The organism is Clostridium sp. CM036 (assembly GCF_055081135.1).
Genome location: NZ_CM143652.1, coordinates 209,421 through 227,247 on the forward strand (window position 1 = coordinate 209,421; position 17,827 = coordinate 227,247).

At 31.3% G+C, this 17,827-nt stretch carries 21 protein-coding genes; 19 read left to right on the forward strand and 2 right to left on the reverse strand.

Annotation, left to right across the window (positions count from 1 at the left end; translation table 11 throughout):
- The first annotated feature begins 32 nt into the window (after window positions 1-32).
- The 5 genes from ACWJKE_RS00900 to ACWJKE_RS00920 all read left to right on the forward strand — a co-directional run bounded on the left by ACWJKE_RS00900 (window position 33) and on the right by ACWJKE_RS00920 (window position 4,018).
- Window positions 33-323: a YhbY family RNA-binding protein gene (locus ACWJKE_RS00900; RefSeq protein ID WP_165412894.1), complete on the forward strand. Its 291-nt coding sequence runs from the start codon at window positions 33-35 to the stop codon at window positions 321-323.
- Window positions 324-367: 44 nt separating this feature from the next.
- On the forward strand, window positions 368-1,021 hold the full coding sequence (gene nadD, locus ACWJKE_RS00905; protein WP_216301778.1) for a nicotinate-nucleotide adenylyltransferase: 654 nt from the start codon (window positions 368-370) through the stop codon (window positions 1,019-1,021).
- A 10-nt stretch (window positions 1,022-1,031) separates the two neighbouring features.
- Window positions 1,032-1,604: a bis(5'-nucleosyl)-tetraphosphatase (symmetrical) YqeK gene (gene yqeK, locus ACWJKE_RS00910; RefSeq protein WP_165412896.1), complete on the forward strand. Its 573-nt coding sequence runs from the start codon at window positions 1,032-1,034 to the stop codon at window positions 1,602-1,604.
- Between the two features lie 4 nt (window positions 1,605-1,608).
- The gene (locus tag ACWJKE_RS00915; protein ID WP_462959099.1) at window positions 1,609-2,883 is read left to right on the forward strand and encodes an LCP family protein; all 1,275 of its coding nucleotides are present in this window, start codon (window positions 1,609-1,611) and stop codon (window positions 2,881-2,883) included.
- Window positions 2,884-3,061: 178 nt separating this feature from the next.
- Window positions 3,062-4,018, forward strand: coding sequence for an RluA family pseudouridine synthase (locus tag ACWJKE_RS00920; RefSeq protein ID WP_165413707.1), 957 nt, complete (start codon window positions 3,062-3,064; stop codon window positions 4,016-4,018).
- Window positions 4,019-4,083: 65 nt separating this feature from the next.
- On the opposite strand, the gene ACWJKE_RS00925 is transcribed toward ACWJKE_RS00920, so the two are convergent.
- Window positions 4,084-5,334 (reverse strand): D-alanyl-D-alanine carboxypeptidase family protein, encoded by a 1,251-nt coding sequence (locus ACWJKE_RS00925; protein ID WP_220285965.1) that lies wholly within the window; start codon window positions 5,332-5,334, stop codon window positions 4,084-4,086.
- A gap of 150 nt (window positions 5,335-5,484) precedes the next feature.
- On the opposite strand from ACWJKE_RS00925, the gene ACWJKE_RS00930 reads away from it, so the two are divergent.
- Entirely contained in the window at window positions 5,485-6,225 is a 741-nt protein-coding gene (locus ACWJKE_RS00930) for a helix-hairpin-helix domain-containing protein (RefSeq protein ID WP_462959100.1), read from the forward strand.
- 375 nt (window positions 6,226-6,600) lie between these two features.
- On the opposite strand, the gene ACWJKE_RS00935 is transcribed toward ACWJKE_RS00930, so the two are convergent.
- On the reverse strand, window positions 6,601-6,861 hold the full coding sequence (locus ACWJKE_RS00935) for a hypothetical protein (protein WP_216301781.1): 261 nt from the start codon (window positions 6,859-6,861) through the stop codon (window positions 6,601-6,603).
- A gap of 312 nt (window positions 6,862-7,173) precedes the next feature.
- Between ACWJKE_RS00935 and ACWJKE_RS00940 the strand changes: the two genes are divergently transcribed.
- The 13 genes from ACWJKE_RS00940 (at window position 7,174) to ACWJKE_RS01000 (ending at window position 17,694) form a co-directional block, all read left to right on the forward strand.
- Entirely contained in the window at window positions 7,174-7,506 is a 333-nt protein-coding gene (locus tag ACWJKE_RS00940) for a hypothetical protein (protein ID WP_216301782.1), read from the forward strand.
- Window positions 7,490-8,530: a V-type ATPase subunit gene (locus tag ACWJKE_RS00945; protein ID WP_216301783.1), complete on the forward strand. Its 1,041-nt coding sequence runs from the start codon at window positions 7,490-7,492 to the stop codon at window positions 8,528-8,530. Before ACWJKE_RS00940 ends, ACWJKE_RS00945 begins: the two co-directional genes overlap by 17 nt.
- 38 nt (window positions 8,531-8,568) lie before the next feature.
- Window positions 8,569-10,536 (forward strand): V-type ATP synthase subunit I, encoded by a 1,968-nt coding sequence (locus ACWJKE_RS00950; RefSeq protein WP_216301784.1) that lies wholly within the window; start codon window positions 8,569-8,571, stop codon window positions 10,534-10,536.
- A gap of 90 nt (window positions 10,537-10,626) precedes the next feature.
- Window positions 10,627-11,052: an ATP synthase subunit C gene (locus ACWJKE_RS00955; protein ID WP_216301785.1), complete on the forward strand. Its 426-nt coding sequence runs from the start codon at window positions 10,627-10,629 to the stop codon at window positions 11,050-11,052.
- 19 nt (window positions 11,053-11,071) lie between these two features.
- Window positions 11,072-11,380, forward strand: a complete 309-nt coding sequence (locus ACWJKE_RS00960; protein WP_216301786.1) for a V-type ATP synthase subunit F — start codon at window positions 11,072-11,074, stop codon at window positions 11,378-11,380.
- 49 nt (window positions 11,381-11,429) lie between these two features.
- Window positions 11,430-12,041 (forward strand): V-type ATP synthase subunit E, encoded by a 612-nt coding sequence (locus ACWJKE_RS00965; protein WP_462959101.1) that lies wholly within the window; start codon window positions 11,430-11,432, stop codon window positions 12,039-12,041.
- Between the two features lie 16 nt (window positions 12,042-12,057).
- Window positions 12,058-13,815, forward strand: a complete 1,758-nt coding sequence (locus ACWJKE_RS00970) for a V-type ATP synthase subunit A (protein WP_216301788.1) — start codon at window positions 12,058-12,060, stop codon at window positions 13,813-13,815.
- A gap of 42 nt (window positions 13,816-13,857) precedes the next feature.
- Window positions 13,858-15,240: a V-type ATP synthase subunit B gene (locus ACWJKE_RS00975; protein ID WP_165413718.1), complete on the forward strand. Its 1,383-nt coding sequence runs from the start codon at window positions 13,858-13,860 to the stop codon at window positions 15,238-15,240.
- A gap of 1 nt (window position 15,241) precedes the next feature.
- A complete protein-coding gene (locus ACWJKE_RS00980) occupies window positions 15,242-15,862 on the forward strand; it encodes a V-type ATP synthase subunit D (RefSeq protein WP_165413719.1) in 621 nt (206 codons plus the stop codon).
- A 251-nt stretch (window positions 15,863-16,113) separates the two neighbouring features.
- Complete coding sequence (locus ACWJKE_RS00985; RefSeq protein ID WP_165413720.1) at window positions 16,114-16,296, forward strand: hypothetical protein; 183 nt, start codon at window positions 16,114-16,116, stop codon at window positions 16,294-16,296.
- 188 nt (window positions 16,297-16,484) lie between these two features.
- Window positions 16,485-16,649 carry a zinc-ribbon domain-containing protein gene (locus ACWJKE_RS00990; RefSeq protein ID WP_165413721.1) on the forward strand — a complete coding sequence of 55 codons (165 nt, stop codon included), beginning with the start codon at window positions 16,485-16,487 and terminating at the stop codon, window positions 16,647-16,649.
- Between the two features lie 153 nt (window positions 16,650-16,802).
- Entirely contained in the window at window positions 16,803-17,348 is a 546-nt protein-coding gene (locus tag ACWJKE_RS00995; protein WP_165413722.1) for an MORN repeat-containing protein, read from the forward strand.
- 199 nt (window positions 17,349-17,547) lie between these two features.
- Complete coding sequence (locus ACWJKE_RS01000) at window positions 17,548-17,694, forward strand: hypothetical protein (RefSeq protein WP_165413723.1); 147 nt, start codon at window positions 17,548-17,550, stop codon at window positions 17,692-17,694.
- Window positions 17,695-17,827 lie beyond the last annotated feature (133 nt).

Here is a 17,827-nt window from a genome sequence, read left to right on the forward strand (position 1 = left end):
TTATCTTATAAGAATGTAACTAGGAGGATATTATGATTACAAGTAAACAAAGAAGTTATTTGAGAACTCTTGCAAATCCATTACAACCTGTATTTCAGGTTGGAAAAGCTGGAATAGAAGAAAATTTTTTAAAACAGATAGAAGACATATTAGAATCTAGAGAGCTTGTTAAAATTAAAATTTTAAACAATAGTGGAATAACTGCTAGAGAAGCATCAGATATAATTTGCACGGCTATAAATGCTGAAGGAATACAAAGTATTGGTAGTAAATGCGTATTGTACAAAAGGTCATTAAAAAAGCCTAAAATTGAATTACCATAAAAGCATGTAATTTTACATGCTTTTTCCTTTATATAAATTAGAAAATGTGTTATTATTTTACAGAAGGTACCTTATTATACTATAAAGAAGGTGTTACAGTGAAAAAGGCTATTTTTGGAGGAACCTTTGATCCAATTCACATAGGGCATGTTCATATTGCCTATGAAGCATTATACAATTTACATTTAGACAAGATTTTATTTATGCCAGCAGGGAATCCACCGAATAAAATTAATAAAAAAATAACAGATGCTCAAATTAGATATGATTTAGTTAAAAAGGCAATAGAGCACGAAAGCCACTTTGAAATAAGCGATTATGAAATTAATAAAAAAGAGAATAGCTATACTTATGAAACACTTGAACTTTTTAGTGAATCGCAAACTAATATAGAGTGGTATTTTTTAATTGGTGGAGACAGCCTAATGGATTTAGATAATTGGAAAAATGTAGATAGAATACTCAAAAGTTGTAAGTTGGTGGTTTATGGTAGAGCAGGATTTACAGTGGAAGAATTGTTAAAGCAGAAAAATCATGTAGAACAAAAGTTCAATGGTAAAGTGATTTTTCTTAATATGCCAATTATAGACATATCTTCAACGAACATTAGAGGTGGTATAAAAAAAGGTAGAAATGTTGATTATCTTCTTCCTAAGGGTGTAGAGGTAATAATTGATAATCTTCAGTTATATAAATAGGGGGATTTAAATGTGGAATGAGAAAGAAATGCTCCATTATTTGAAATTAAGTTTAAAAGAAAGTAGATTAAGACATAGTTTAAACGTTAGTGAAACTGCAGTAACGCTAGCAGTTATTTATGGAGAAAATGTAGAAAAAGCACGAATTGCAGGCTTAATACATGATTGTGTTAAGAATAAGACTGATGAGGAGCTTATAAAACTGGCTATAGAACATGAAATACAATTAGATGAAATATACCTAAAGAACCCACCAATTTTGCACGGATTAGTTGGAAGTATACTAGCTAGAGAAGTAATGGGGATTTACGACGAGGATATTTTAAATGCTATTCGTTATCACACTACTGGTAGAAAAAGCATGAGCCTTTTAGAGAAAATAATTTATATTGCAGATTATATTGAGCCATTAAGAAAATTTGATGGGGTAGAAGAACTAAGAAGCTTAAGTAATATTGATTTAGATGCAGCAGTCATAAAATCTTTTGACAATACTATAAAATATGTTATAGGTCAAAAGGGATTATTGCATACGGATACAATAGAAGCAAGAAATTATTTATTAAGTAAATATAGTAGGTGAGAGTATGAGTGATAATAAAAAAAAGAGAAAAATAGTAAATTATAAAAGATTTGCAATTGTTATCAGTACTTTAGTGGTGACAGTGCTTGTGTTAATTTTTGGTTATCTTTATTTCTACTTAAATAGCTTTAATAATAGTGCATTAGATTTAACCCAAAAAGGATTAGCATCGGAATTAAATAAGGATGATATAGAAAAGATTAAGAAAGATGGGAAATCTTGCAATATACTGGTTATGGGCGTAGATGTGGGTACTCCAGGTGCTACAAATGCTGACGATCCAAAGAGGACAGACACAATGATATTAGCACATTATAATGCAAATGATAAAAAAGTTAATTTGGTTTCTATCCCCAGAGATACTTTAGTTACGATAAATGGTAAAAATCAAAAAATTAATGCTGCCCATGCTATTGGTGGCGTGGATTATGCAGTTGCTGCTGTACAAAAGTTATTAGGTGTTCAAATTGACTACTATGGCAAAATTGACTATAAAGGATTTAATAAACTAATTGATGCTATTGGTGGAGTAAATATTGACATAACAAGGAAAATGGATTATAAAGATCCTGATCAAGATTTAAGCATTCATTTTGAAAAGGGGACGAATGTTCATTTGGATGGTAAACAAGCTGAGGAATTTTTTAGGTGGAGAAAAAATTCCGATGGTAGTGGTTTTGAAAATGGTGACTTAGGAAGAATAGAAAATCAGCATATGTTTATTTCTAAAGTTATGAAGAAAGTAAAAAGTCCTATTACAGTAATTAAGATTCCAAGCATTTTATCAGCAATAAAAAGTTCTGTAGAAACTAATATGGATGCTAATGATATACTTAAATATGGATACATATTTGCAACCATTGGTAGTGATAAGCTCTCCATGGATACCATTAAGGGCGATTTAAAGAGCGTACATGGTGTATCATATGTAGTATATAATAAAGCTCAAAATAAAGAGATTATTTCAAAATTAGAGGGCAGCCAGGTACAGAATATTGATAAGTCAAAACTTAAAATAAAGGTGATTAATGGGACTAAAACACCAGGACTCGCTAGTGACTTTTCAACATATCTTGTAGAAAACGGCTATAATAAAGCGGTAACAGGAAATGGTAAAGCTACTAGTAAAACTAAAATTTTAGTATGTAATGGTAATAAAGAAATGAAAAATGATTTAGAAAAAGATTTTAAAATAGACAATATTGAATTTTTATCCTCCAGTGATGAAAAATTCGATATAATAGTTTTCTTAGGTAAAGATCATAAATTAATGCATTAATAATTTTCAAAGAAGATTTCAGCCACCAAGGAGATGATTTAACTTACCAATACTATTTAATTATGAGGGGAAGAAAAAATGGGAAAATATATTATTAGCACAAAGTTAATGGCTAGAGATTGCGTTCAGGTAGGAAAGTTTCTTAAGGATGCAATAGTTGAAATGGAAGTAATTGCCATTGAGTAATGATAAATTAACATATGTAGTTGGAGCAAACATCGTTGACGTAAAGATAAGAGATTATTTAAAGTACACAGAAAATTTATCTGGCAGATTTATAAAAAGCTCAGGGCTTAGTGGGAAAATAAGGGTAAACAATCAAGTAGCTAAGTTGAATCTTAGAATAAATTCAGAGGATAAAATAGAAATTGATATGAAAAAAGACGAACATCAAAATATTGAGCCTGAGAAGATGGATATAGACGTGGTATATGATGATATAGACCTTATTGTTGTAAATAAGAGCCCGGGAATAGTAGTTCACCCAACTCGGGGTTATCCCAGTGGTACTCTTGCCAATGGAGTTTTGTATTATTTTAAGGAAAGAGATGAAAAATGCATTGTTAGACTCGTAAGTAGATTAGACAGGGATACTTCAGGTCTTATAATAATTGCAAAAAATCAATTTTCACATATGGCATTAGCTAGAGATATGCATAGCAGTGATTTGCAGGTAAGAGATATGCAGGAAAGCGACATGCATAGCAAAACTTTCGAGAAGAGTTATATGGCTGTTGTACATGGCAATATGGAAAATAAGACAGGTACTATTGATTTGCCTATTGGAAACCCCGATGAAGAAAGTGCAAGGAGAGAAGTTTGGGCAGATGGACAAAGAAGTATAACTCATTATGAAGTTATTGATTCTTTTGAAAATGGTGATTTGTTAAAAGTAACTTTGGAAACTGGTAGAACACATCAAATTCGTGTTCATTTAAGTCATATCGGTCATCCACTTTATGGAGATAGCCTTTATGGAGAGTGTGAAAGCCACTATATTGATAGGCAGGCACTTCACGCTTATAAATTAATTATTCCGCATCCAAGAACTGGTGAGAAGCTTATACTTAAATCAAAACTTCCAGATGATATAGCGAATTTGGTAAGTAAACTTAAAACTGAAAGTGACATATAAAAAAGCACCAAGTATAAACTATTAATCTAGTTTATACTTGGTGCTTTTTTATATGTTATGTTTTACTATTTAAAGTGTCTGGGAATATACTCTATTATGTTTCTCCTTTTTCCTATTTTCCTTTTTTTTGATATTATAACAAATAACAATAGTGCTAAAGCAAGTGCAAGATATTTTAGTGCATTTATTGTGTTTGTTGAGAGTGAAGGGGTTTGAACGTGCTTTTTAGCATAATCTATTCCACTAGTCAAATCTAAAGAATAAGAATCTTTACCATAAGTAATTGTAGCATTACTTATTAGAACACCTTTCTTAATTGGCGAAAGGCCTATTTTTTTTTCCTCAGTTTTAATAGTTGGAGTTAAAGTTGGATTTTTAGATTTAACAATATAAAGATCAGTTGAAGCAAGTAGCGGAACATTCGTACCGTCATCTAAAGTTAAATTTGATACTTTATCATTCTTATTAAATTGTTTATAGAGTTCAAAATTATCAAAGCCATAATCCAATAATTTTTTACTGTCTGGAAAAAATGTCTTTTCAGAGTCATGTACAAGAGATACTATAAGCTTTTGACCATTTCTACTAGCTACGGCAATAAAGGAATGCTGTGATTGGATAGTATATCCTGTTTTTCCACCTTCACAGCCTTTATAGTAGTGTGGGTCATTCTTTTGTATTAGTCTATTCTCATTCCAAAGAGGACGGTTTTCCTTGGATTTATTTGTTGCTGCCATTTTATATGAAGGCGTTGTTGAAATCATATTGTACTCGGGATGCTTAGTTAGCTCTTGCATAATTAGGGATAAATCATAGGCTGAAGTTTTATGATTTACGTCATATAGCCCATTTGGATTGACAAAATTAGTGTTTTTACAACCTAGAGATTCTGCCTTTTCATTCATAAGCTTTGCAAATTTTCCTGTGGAACCACTTATATGTTCTGCTAAAGCTACGGCACAGTCATTAGCAGAGGCTAATATTAATCCGTATAACAATTCTTTTACAGAAACTTTTTCGTCTTTAAGGAGATATATTTTTGAACCATCAGTCATCTCTGCGTTTTTACTTACAGTTACCACATCGTTTAAATTAGAGTTTTCTAAGACGAGAAGTATAGTCATTATCTTTGTGGTAGAAGCTGGTGGGTAAGCAGAATCTTTATTTTTCTCATAAAGTAGTTTACCAGTAGTGGCATCCATTAAAACCACACTATCAGCAGACACCACTGGCGGTTTTAATAGTGCTTTAACTGTTGGGGCCGTATTAAAAAATAAAAAAAATGATGCAAGTGCTATTGTGATTAATTTTTTCATAGGTTACCTCCAAGTTTTTCAACATTTATAGTATATCAAAAAAAATCTTTCTTAGCGATAGTATTTACGTAAACTTGTCAATAATTTTATATAGGATGGCAAAATAATTAGCAAGTGTCCTGTGCTCTAGGAGGTTAACGAGGAGATATTATGAAAAATAAAGAGAAAATAATTGGTTCTATAGTTATTTTATGCATAAGTATTGCATTTATAATTGCTGGCTACAAATTGTCAAGTCCAAAAGAAAATGTTAATGCTTCGGATTATAAGGATATATTTGTAGAAACTGATAAAACTTCAGAAAAAAAAGATGCAGAGGGCGTTATTGCAGCTGGATCAATTAAAGTAGAAGGTAGTAATGCAAAAGTAGAAGGTAGTAATGCAAAAGTAGAAGGTAGTAATGCAAAAGTAGAAGATAGTAATATAAAAGTGGATATAAAAGGTGCTGTAAAAGATCCTGGTGTTTATGATATAAAAAAAGGAAGTAGAGTTACCGATCTTATAAAACTAGCAGGTGGGGGAACTAGTGATGCAGACCTTGATGCGACAAATCTTTCTGCAAAACTAAATGATGAAGATTGTATTGTGATTTGTAAAAAGGGTGAGGTAAACAAAACACAAACGCCCCTGAATACTACTCTAAAGAGCAATTCTAACGATTCTGCGACTTCAAACTCGGGTAGCACTGAAAAGGGCGCTATTATTAACATAAACACTGCTAGCAAAGAAGAACTAAAGACTCTTACAGGAATAGGGGATGCTAAAGCTGATGTTATAATCGAATATAGGCAGCAAAATGGAGGATTTAAGTCTGTAGAAGAGATAACAAAAGTGGGCGGTATTGGAGAAAAGACCTTAAGCAAATTTATAGATAAGATAGACATAAAGTAATTAAATCATCTCCTGGGTCGCTGAAATGTCGTTAAACTAATAAAGTTTATATGGGATATTTGTATATTTATATGAACTAAGGATACAATATACAGATGAACGAGGGAGATTTAAAGCATGGAGTGTAGGATTAAACAATTCGACAAGATTATGCACATTGATATTGAATATATCGGTGAAATATGCTAAAATTAATAACATACATGGGGGTAGGTGATAGTGTGCCTGCCGAGTTAAAACTATGTTGTAGTGCTAATACGACGAATGAATTCAATTTACACATGTTTCATAATTAAATAGACATATTGCGGCTTAGATACATAGTTTTATGCTATCTGAGCCGCTTTTTATATTGTATTCCATAAAAAAAAGAGTTTATAACTCTTTTTTTAAATTCTCTTCAATAAATTCTATTCCGGTAAGTTCAATTTTATAATTTCCTCTAACCGCTTGTTTAGTTATAAGCCTTTTTTTCATTAAAGATTCAAGAGAAGATTTCAAAACCCTAATATCACCTTTACCATTACCTAGATTAAGCGCAAGTTTTATTTTTGCGATGCTTTGTGGGGATGCGGTTCTATTTTCATACAGATAGTTTAATATGCTATCTTCAATTTCTTTTATGTTATCTTTCATAAATATCCTCCTTCATTAGCGTATTTAGCCATAATATATAAGTATACTACATACATTAGGTAATATAAAGAAAAATTATCTAAGAAACTGTCATGGTTTTTATGTAGGGGGCAAGAGATAAACATAGGTAGCGTTAGCTTTGTATGGTATATATTGTAATAAAGCTCAGATCCCTTATCGAAGGCTTATATTATGCCCAAAATCGCTTTCGACATTATGCATTAAAGGTAATATAATGAGAATATAGTCAACATTCCAAATTATGAGAAAATATAAAAATAAGTATTATTTATAAATATTGGGGGTGATGTTTTGGAATTTATAACTAATAAAATAATGAGTATAGACAAAGATGCTGAAAGCTATAGGAAGGGCATTGATGAAATGTTAAAAGAAAAACAAGATGAATTTGAAAATATAATAAAGGATATGAAGGTTAGCTTTCAAGAAGAATCTAAAAACATTAAGAATACTATAAGTAATGAAAAGATGATGGAGGCGGAGTTTAAAGCTGAAATCATAAGAAAAGAAAAAGAAAAAGTATTAAAAAATATTAATAAAAAATATCAAAACAATAAATTAAAAATAGTAGATGAAGTATTTAACGCTATCATAGGGGTGGGAATATATGGGAAGTATTGTTAAGTTTAGTGCTATTAATTCTAAAGTAAAGGCAATGATGGGAAAGATGATAAGCGGAGATCAATATTTGAAATTACTAAAGTGTAAAGATTTTAAAAGTACTGTTAAAGTATTAAAAGAGGATACGAGCTATGGGGAGCTTTTAGGAGAATACAACTTAGAGAAAATACATAGGGGTAATTTAGAGATTATTTTAAATAGATACTATACAAGTATTTATAGCAAATTTATAAATTATTTTGATGGTGAATACAGGAAGCTTATAAAAGTTTTTTTTGTAAGATGGGAAATAGAAGATTTAAAAATAATTATTAGAGGCAAATATTTAGGCCTACGTTGCGACGAAATAGAAAACAAGCTAATTGCAAGAAGTTCTTTAAATACAATAAATTATGATTATTTATTAGCCTTAAAAAATACAGAAGAGGTAATAGATGGACTAAAAGGGAGCATATATTATAAAAGTCTAAAAAATTTAGCTAGGGGCATCAGTGAAAAAGGTTTGTTTAGAATTGAAACAGAACTTGATTTTGTTTATTTTATGTCTGTACGACGCGAACTCAAGCATTTGGACAATGAGAATAAAGAAGTGGTACACAGTATATTAGGATTGGAAGCAGATCTTTTAAATTTAGGATGGATATATAGAGGAAAGATTTTTTACAATATACCTTCTGAGGAGCTGTTTAACTACACCATATATAATGGGTATAAGCTTTCAAAGGAAAATATTAGAAAGCTTTGTTATATAAATAATATGGAAGAATTTTATAATATAATAGAAAAAACACCATATGCAAAGATATATGAAAAAGATGATTTTAATTCCATTGAAAAACGACAACGTGAATTTCAAAAAAAATATTTCAAAAAAAATCTTAGAGAGAATAAAACAAATATTAGCATGGCTATGAGTTATCTTGCGTTTTATAGGATTGAAATAAAAGATATTATATCTATAGTAGAACAAAAAAGATACGATATGGATATGAATGAAGGTATAAATTATGTTTCTGTCACATTATAAATGCTTATCTACCCCAGAAAAAAGCAGGAGGTGATTTTGTGTCTATAGAAAAAATGCATATGGTTAATTTAGTAGGTGAAATGTCCGATTTTGATAAATTAACTAAATTATTAGCACTAGAAGGCTGCATGCAGCCAGTAAGTGCTTTGCAAGAAATAAACTCGTCAGATTTTGTATTAAAAACTTCAGAGGGCAATATAGAGGCTTTAATGGATGTAAACTATATAAGACCTTACTTATATGATAAAGAATATAATATAAGTTTAAAACATGTTGAAAAGCTTGCAAAGGCTCAAAATACTGTTGATATAAGTTGCGAATATATTAAAGAGATGATTTTTGATTTTGATACCATAGAGAATAAGCTAGCGGAAGTATATGATAAATATATGGTTTTAAACAAAGAATTTGAGGATTTAAAACAAAAGGAGCAATACCTTAAAAACACATATGAGGCCTTAGGATTTTTAAATGATGTATCTATTCCTATGGAAGAGATTACTGCTATGAAAAATTTCCAAATGGATTTATATAAAGTGCCAGAGCAAAACATGGTTAAACTAAAAGCCAATTATGAAAATATTCCATCAGTAATAGAAACTGTCTATAAGGAAAAAGATTTTGTTATATTTATAGCATTTACTCCAATGCTTTTGCTAACAGAAACGGAAAGAATTTTTAAATCGGCAAATTGCGAAAGAATTCTAGTGCCTAATCATTACATAGGCATTCCAAGGGACGTGGCGGTGGTTGTTCGTGCGGAAATATATCAAGTGCAAGAATCTACAACGAAAATTAAAATGGAACTTAGTGATTTTCTAAAGGAAAATTACAAAACTATAAAAAATATAGAAAATAGTTATGAATTGGAGCAAAAGTCTGGAGAAATTAAAAAGAGTGCGGCGTGCACAAATGAATTTTTTTATCTTTCTGGTTGGATACCTAAAAGTTTTATGGAGAGCATTGATAAGTTACTTTTGAGTTTTGATGATAGAATATTGATTATTAAAAAAGAGCCTAATGAGAGAACTAATAAAGCTATAACTCCACCAACAATGCTTATAAACAACAAATTGTTTAAACCATTTGAGAGTTTGCTTTTCATGTATGGTGTTCCTAGCTATGATGAAATCGATCCTACTAGGTTTTTGGCAATAACTTATACTCTAATGTTTGGTGCTATGTTTGGTGATGCAGGACAAGGATTAGTATTGCTTTTAGCAGGAGTTATGCTGAAAAGTAAGTCAGGTAGAAGTAATATAGGCGGGATTTTTGAAACCCTGGGGGTAAGTTCTATAATATTTGGATTTCTATATGGGAGTGTATTTGGTTCTGAAAGAGTAATTAATGCATTGCTAATTAGACCGATGGAAGATATTAACGATATGTTAATTGGAGCTATAATATTTGGATGTGGTTTCTTAATTTTAGGCTTTATATTAGGGATTACTAATAGTTTAAGAAGGAAAGATATAGAACGTGGACTTTTTGGAAAAGAAGGACTAGCAGGTTTTATGTTCTATATTGGAGCTTTAATACTAATAGTATCTATAATCTATAAAAAGCCATTATTACCGAAAGCTATTTGGATGATATATTTTCTTTTCTTTTTATTACTGATATTACTAAAGGAGCCGCTTGCGAATATTATTAAAGGTAAAAAAATATTATTTGAATCTGGAACTAAGGATTATTTTATAGAATCAGGTTTTGAGGTAATAGAAACATTGTTATCTATGTTTTCTAATACACTTTCATTCATAAGAGTAGGTGCATTTGCATTAAATCATGTGGGTTTGTTTGTTGCATTTTCTGCTATGGCTTCTATGACTAAGAGTGGATTTGCTTCAGTGCTAATATTAATAATTGGAAATGTAATAATTATATGCCTTGAAGGGTTGATTGTATTTATACAAGGGTTAAGACTTGAGTATTATGAATTATTCAGTAAGTATTATGAAGGGGCAGGGATTGCTTTTGAACCTGTGCAGATTGAAATCAAGTAACATATATATAAACATGCATTTTGTGTAAAAAAATGGAAGATATAAATGTGAAAGTTAGTGCACTAGATATTAGAAGGAGGAATAACAATTATGACTATTTTATTAATGTTAACATTTTGTGTTGTTATAGTTACTATTACGTATGGAGTCGTTTCTCAAAGTAAAATAGATGTTTTGGGGAGGAAAAAGGTTAAAAAAGCACTGAAAATAAATTTAGGTGTATTTATACCAGTTATGATGGGAGCTTTGATCGTGAATATTCCAAGCGTAGCACGCGCAGCGGGAACAGTTGCAGTGAATCCGGCTGCTGGACTTGGGTATTTAGCAGCTGGGCTTTCCACAGGACTTGCAACTATTGGCGCAGGCTATGCTGTAGGGGCAGTTGGTTCTTCAGCATTAGGTGCGGTATCAGAAGACCCTAAGATACTAGGAAAAACGCTTATCTTTGTTGGCCTTGGAGAAGGTATTGCTATATACGGACTTATTATATCAATAATGATACTTTCGAAATTATAATTTTTTAGGAGAGAGGATTATGACAAGTTATTTAATAAGTGATAATGTGGATACTTTTGTAGGGATGAAAATGGCAGGAATAGAAGGCATTGTTCTTCATGAAAAAGAAAAAATATTAGAAAAAATAAAAGAATTAAAAAAAAATCAGGGAATAGGAATAATAATAATAACAGAGAAAATTGCTCTTTTAATACCAGACGAGGTAAGCGTCATAAAATTATCAAGAGAAAGACCCCTTTTGGTGGAAATTCCAGATAGGCACGGCTGGAATCGTGGTAGTGACTCTATATTAAGATACGTTAAAGAGGCTATAGGGATTAAGATATAATAATTATACAAGTATAATAGGAGCATAAGAATTCGCAGGAGGGTTAGTTATGACCACAATTGAAGATAAGATAAATTTATTTTCTAAGATAATATATGACAAGGTAAATAAAGAAAAAGAAGAAAAATTAGAAACATTCAGTTTTGAGGCTGAAAAAAAAATCAATATAGAAAAAGAAAAGATAGAAGAGCTTAGACGGAGCATCCAAAGGGAAGTTACAAAAAAAACTAATATTAAAGCAAATGGAATAGTAGCAAAAGAAAGGCTTAATAAACAAAGAGAAGTGTTGTTCCTTAAGGATAAGTTGATTAGTGATGCTCTAGAAAATGTTCGGGTAAAGCTTGTACAATTTGTTAGTTGTGAGGAATATAAACCGTATTTCATAAGTAACCTTAAAAAGACTTTAAATGCGATGGATAAAGGAAACTACTATATTATAGTACTAAAAAGGGATTACGAAAAATTTCAAAGTGAAATTGGACTTATACTAAAGGAGTATTGTGATCATAATTTTGAAGTGAAAATTTCAGAAGAAGACTTTATAGGTGGACATATACTAAAAGATTTTGAAGGAACATTTATTATAAATAATAGTATATATGCTGCATTACACGATAGTAAAGAAACAATTGGTGTTAGAGTTATGGAAATGCTGGCCTAAAAAGGGGAGGAATAACATGGTAGGAAACATAATCGGAGTAAATGGTCCAGTTATAAAAGCTGAACACATGAAGGGCTTCAAAATGAGAGAAATGGTTATGGTAGGCGCGAGGAAGCTTATAGGTGAAATAATAATAATAGAAGAAGACTTTGCAACTATTCAGGTTTATGAAGAAACTAGCGGTCTTAAGATAGGTGAACCTGTAATTTCTACTGGGAGTCCTCTTTCTCTTAAATTAGGGCCAGGAATACTCGGAAATATATTTGATGGAATTGAGAGGCCACTAGAAAAGATAAATGAAATGTCTTATGGATTTTTACCAGAGGGTATAGGGCTCATTTCTCTTGATGAAGAAAAACTTTGGGATGTAGACATTATCGTAAAGCTTGGAGATGAATTAAAAGAAGGACAAATATACGCAAACGTTCAAGAAACTGCATCCATTATGCATAAGATAATGGTTCCTCCAGGGGTTTTTGGAACTGTAACCTGGGCATGCGAAAATGGAAAATACAATATAGAAACCACAGTAGCAAAATTAAAGCAAGGCGCGGAAAATTATGAACTTAAACTTTATCAATATTGGCCTTGCAGAACGCCAAGACCGGTAAAAGATAAAAAAACTATTTTTAAACCACTTATCACGGGCCAAAGAATAATAGATATATTCTTCCCTTTGGCTAAAGGAGGAACTTGCGCTATCCCTGGGGGGTTCGGTACTGGAAAGACTATAACCCAACATCAGCTTGCAAAGTGGTCTGATGCAGATATTATAGTGTACATTGGTTGCGGAGAAAGAGGAAATGAAATGACAGAAGTTCTAGAAGAGTTCCCGAAACTTATAGATCCTAGAACGGATTTACCACTTATGAATAGGACTGTGCTTATAGCTAATACATCAAACATGCCCGTAGCTGCAAGAGAAGCAAGTATTTATACAGGAATAACTATAGCGGAATATTTTAGGGATATGGGATATCACGTTGCTATAATGGCGGATTCTACTTCGAGATGGGCAGAAGCCTTACGTGAAATCTCTGGAAGACTTGAAGAGATGCCTGCTGAGGAAGGTTATCCAGCCTATCTCCCATCAAGAATTGCAGAGTTTTATGAAAGAGCGGGTTATGTAGAAAACTTAAATAATACAGAGGGTTCTGTTACTGTAATTGGGGCAGTGTCGCCTGCGGGAGGAGATTTCTCAGAACCTGTTACTCAAAATACTAAAAGATTCGTTTCTGTTTTTTTAGGACTTGATAAAAAATTAGCTTATGCAAGGCACTATCCAGCAATAAACTGGTTAGCTAGTTATAGTGGCTATTTATCACTTTTAAAGGAGTGGTATGAGGAAAACGTGGCGGGAGACGTAATGGACTTAAGAGCAAAGATGCTTAAACTTTTATATGAAGAAAATAAGCTTCTGGAGATAGTTAAATTGGTAGGTGAAGATGTGCTGCCGGACGCGCAAAGGTTGATTATAGAGGTTTCGAAATGCCTTAAAATATCATTTTTGCAACAAAATGCCTATAATACTGTAGATACTTATGCACCTTTAAACAAACAATATAAAATGCTTAAAGTTATAGAATCGTTTTATGATAATGCAAGCAGGGCTGTGAAATTTGGAATACCAATTTCTGTTATAATAAACAAAGAATTAATGGAAAAGCTTTATAAAATGAAATACAATGTACCCAATGATGAGCTTTCGATAATAGATGATTTAGAAAGTGAATTAGTGAATTATTTTGATGGAATTATAGAAAAATATAGATAATGATTATTATCTACATTATAGAGACCAGCAGGGAGGTCCAATATGAAAAAAGAATATTTAATGTTAAATAAAATTCAAGGGCCTTTAATTATACTTTCCAGTGTTGAAGATGTAGCATATGATGAAATTGTTGATATAGTGGTGGATGGAAAGTATAACAAAAAAGGGAAGGTTGTTCAAATTTATAAAGACAAGGCTATAATACAAGTTTTTGAAACCACAACTGGTATGTCTGTCAACAATACATCAGTTCATTTCAGAGGGGAATCTTTTAAAATAGCTCTTACAAAGGATATATTGGGAAGAGAATTTAACGGGATAGGCGATCCAAGAGATAATGGTGGCGAAGTTTATTCTTCAAAAAAATACGATATAAATGGAAGGCCTATGAATCCTGTAGCTAGAAAATACCCTAGAAACTATATACAAACAGGAATATCATCTATAGACTGTCTTGCTACATTAATAAGAGGGCAAAAGCTTCCTATATTTTCTGGAAATGGTATGGCGCATAATGAACTGGCAGCACAAATTGTAAGGCAAGCAAAAATTTCTGATGAGGTTGATGAAAAATTTTGTATAGTATTTGGAGCTATGGGCATAAAGTATGATGATTCTAACTTCTTTAAGAAAAGTTTTGAAGAAGCGGGTGTGCTTGAAAAGGTGGTTATGTTTACAAATCTAGCAGACGATCCTATTGTTGAGAGAATAATAACTCCAAGATGTGCATTGACTGCTGCAGAATACTTAGCATTTGAAGAGGACATGCATGTACTTGTAATACTTACAGATATGACTAATTATTGTGAAGCGTTAAGAGAACTTTCTTCCTTAAAAGAAGAAGTTCCAAGTAGAAAAGGTTATCCAGGATATTTATATTCGGATCTAGCGTCACTGTATGAGAGGGCTGGAATGATGAAAGGGAGAAAGGGTAGTATAACACAAATACCTATATTAACTATGCCTAATGATGACATAACGCATCCAGTACCAGATCTTACAGGGTTCATAACCGAAGGGCAAATTGTTTTAAGTCGCGGAATAGAGCAAAGAGGCTTTTATCCGCCAGTAAACATCCTTCCTTCCCTGTCGAGACTTATGAAAGATGGCATTGGCGAAGGCTTTACAAGGGAAGATCATGGAGATGTATCAAATCAAATATTTGCAGCCTACTCTAGGGTTCAGGATGTAATAGCACTAGCTCAAGTTATAGGAGAAGATGAGCTTTCAGAAATAGATAAGATATATATGGATTTTGGTAGAGCATTTGAAGAAAAGTTTTTAAAACAGGAGTATGATGAAAATAGAGATATGACAGAAACTTTAGATTTAGCTTGGGAAGTTCTTAGCATATTGCCGAGTAATGAGTTGGATAGGGTTTCACCTAAGATTTTAGAAAAATATTATAAAATAGTGGTGGAGTAATATGGAAACATTTGCACCAACTAAATCTACATTAATGGCTGCTAAAAATTCCTTGGACTTTTCTGAAAAAGGCTTTGAACTATTAGATAAAAAGAGAAATGTACTTATAAGAGAAATGATGTCTTATGTATCTAAGGCGCGCGAACTTCAAGATGAGGTAAATATAACTTTTTCAAAGGCATATAAAGCGCTAGAATCTGCAAATATAAATTCAGGAATAATAGAAATAGAAGACGTAGCTATGACCATAGGCGAAGCTAAAGACTATAAAATTTTATTTAAAAGTGTTATGGGTGTAGAAGTTCCTAAAATTATTTTTGAAAGAAAAGAAATAGAACCAAAGTATGGATTTTATAGAAGCAGTGCGGCTATTGATGAGTCTATGAAAGAGTTTAATAACGTGAAATATTTAACCTATGAGCTGGCAGAAGTAGAAAATGCTGTCTACAGATTAGCCATGGAAATAAAAAAAACTCAAAAGAGAGCAAATGCACTTCAAAATATACAAATCCCTAAATTTAAGGAAATGGTCAAATTTGTTACAGAAGTTTTAGAAGAAAAAGAAAGAGAAGACTTTTTTAGACTTAAAGTAGTAAAAAAGAAACATAGAAAGGAGGATTAGATAATCTTCTGCGAAGGTGAATGTCGTTAGAAGTTGAATAATATTAATAAAAGAATATTCAAATTATTCAAAATGTGTTATAATGACATTAGAATAGGAGGATAAAAAAGAAAAATTATAACTAGATTTAAATTTTACGAACAAATGTTAATGTTAAGGAAGTTTTAAAAAAATTACTGTTTAGTTTCAAATAATATATGTGAAATATATAATTATGAACAAAATTTTAAATAAATAATAAGAGGTGGAGTATGGAAGAATATAGGGGTTACGTAATAGAAGTTGTAGAAAACAATGAGAAAGAATATCCATATAAAGCAATAGCAATAAAAGAAGAGCAGGAAATAAAACATAAGGGGCATAGTAAACTGCAAGCTATCGATTTTGTTAAGGGAACAATTAATTTAACAATAGCTCGAAATGCTAGTCAATAAATATTTAGTATTTTAAAAAGTGTTAAAAAAACATTGCATTTTAACAAAATATATGTTATTCTTAATGAGTTGGGATTGCAAAATCAACAACAACAAGATATTTGATATGATTAAAACATTACCTTTTTAGGCATATAAAGTAAATCAGATCTTAAATCTTAATATAATTAAAAAGGAGAAATGTTTAAATGGCTGATAAGACTATAGTATGTAAAGATTGTTCACAAGAATTCGTATTCACTGAGGGTGAACAGGAATTTTATAAAGAAAAAGGATTCGAAAATGAACCACAAAGATGTCCTGATTGTAGAAGAGCTAAAAAACAACAAAACAATAGAGGATTTCAAAGATAATATTATCTAAGAAAAATTACCTATAGGAATTAATTCCTATAGGTTTTGTTTTGTAGAAAATTATTGCATAATTTTAAAAAGAATATGGTATAGTATATAGAAGATAATGCATATGCATTATTATAAGTACATAAGTAAAGGAGCGATTTGAATATGAAAAACATAAAATTAAGTAAAGCTAATTTAAATAAAATTAGAATAAATAATGTTATAATTGCAAAAACACAACATATTCATGGGGGAACCTATGAAGGAGGAAGAGTTGATGGTAAGAAACATGGCGAGGGCACTTTTAGTTATAGCGATGGAAGTAAATATGTAGGCCTTTGGAAAAATGATCAAATGCATGGCCAAGGTACACTGGCTTTTTCAGGTGGAGAAAAATATATAGGAGAGTGGAGTAATGATGAAAAACATGGATATGGAATATATACATGGCCTGATGGTGAAAAATACATAGGATTTTGGGAAAATGGTGAAAAATGTGGTCAAGGTATTTGTACATGGCCAGATGGAGACACATATGTAGGTGACTTAAAGAATGGACTTAGGCATGGAGAAGGAATTCATACTTGGGCCCAGGGAGAAAAATATATAGGGCAGTGGCAAAATGATGAAAGAGAAGGGCAAGGAATGTATATTTATTCAGATGGTGAAATTCAAATTGGAGAGTCTAAAAATAACAAATTAATAAGGTGAAGTAATTGTTGAAATAACAGATGAAAAATTCTGTTATTTTTTTATCGTTAATGACATTTCAGCTTCGAAGATGATTTAAGTGGAACCTTTTTGTAGTAAGCATAATATTATATAACAACAAAAGAAGCATTAATGGCAGAAACTTAGGAAAAATGATTTTAAACAAAAATATTTGCCTTCGGAGAGGGGGGGAATATATATGTGTTGTTGGTGGATAATATTATTATTACTAGCTGATGATTGTGGCAGGAATGATTGTGACAGAGATGATTGTTGTTGCAATACTGTTGTAATAAATTGCAATAAGAGACATCATAGAAGAAACCGTAATAGATGCGATTTCTAAAATTGTTATAAGGGTTTTGAATGTTAGTATAAAAAAACTAAATTAAGCATTTAAAATTAAGGAGACTTTAGATATTTATTCTAAAGTCTTCTATTTACTATTAAAAAGTATATTTATACTATACTAATCTATT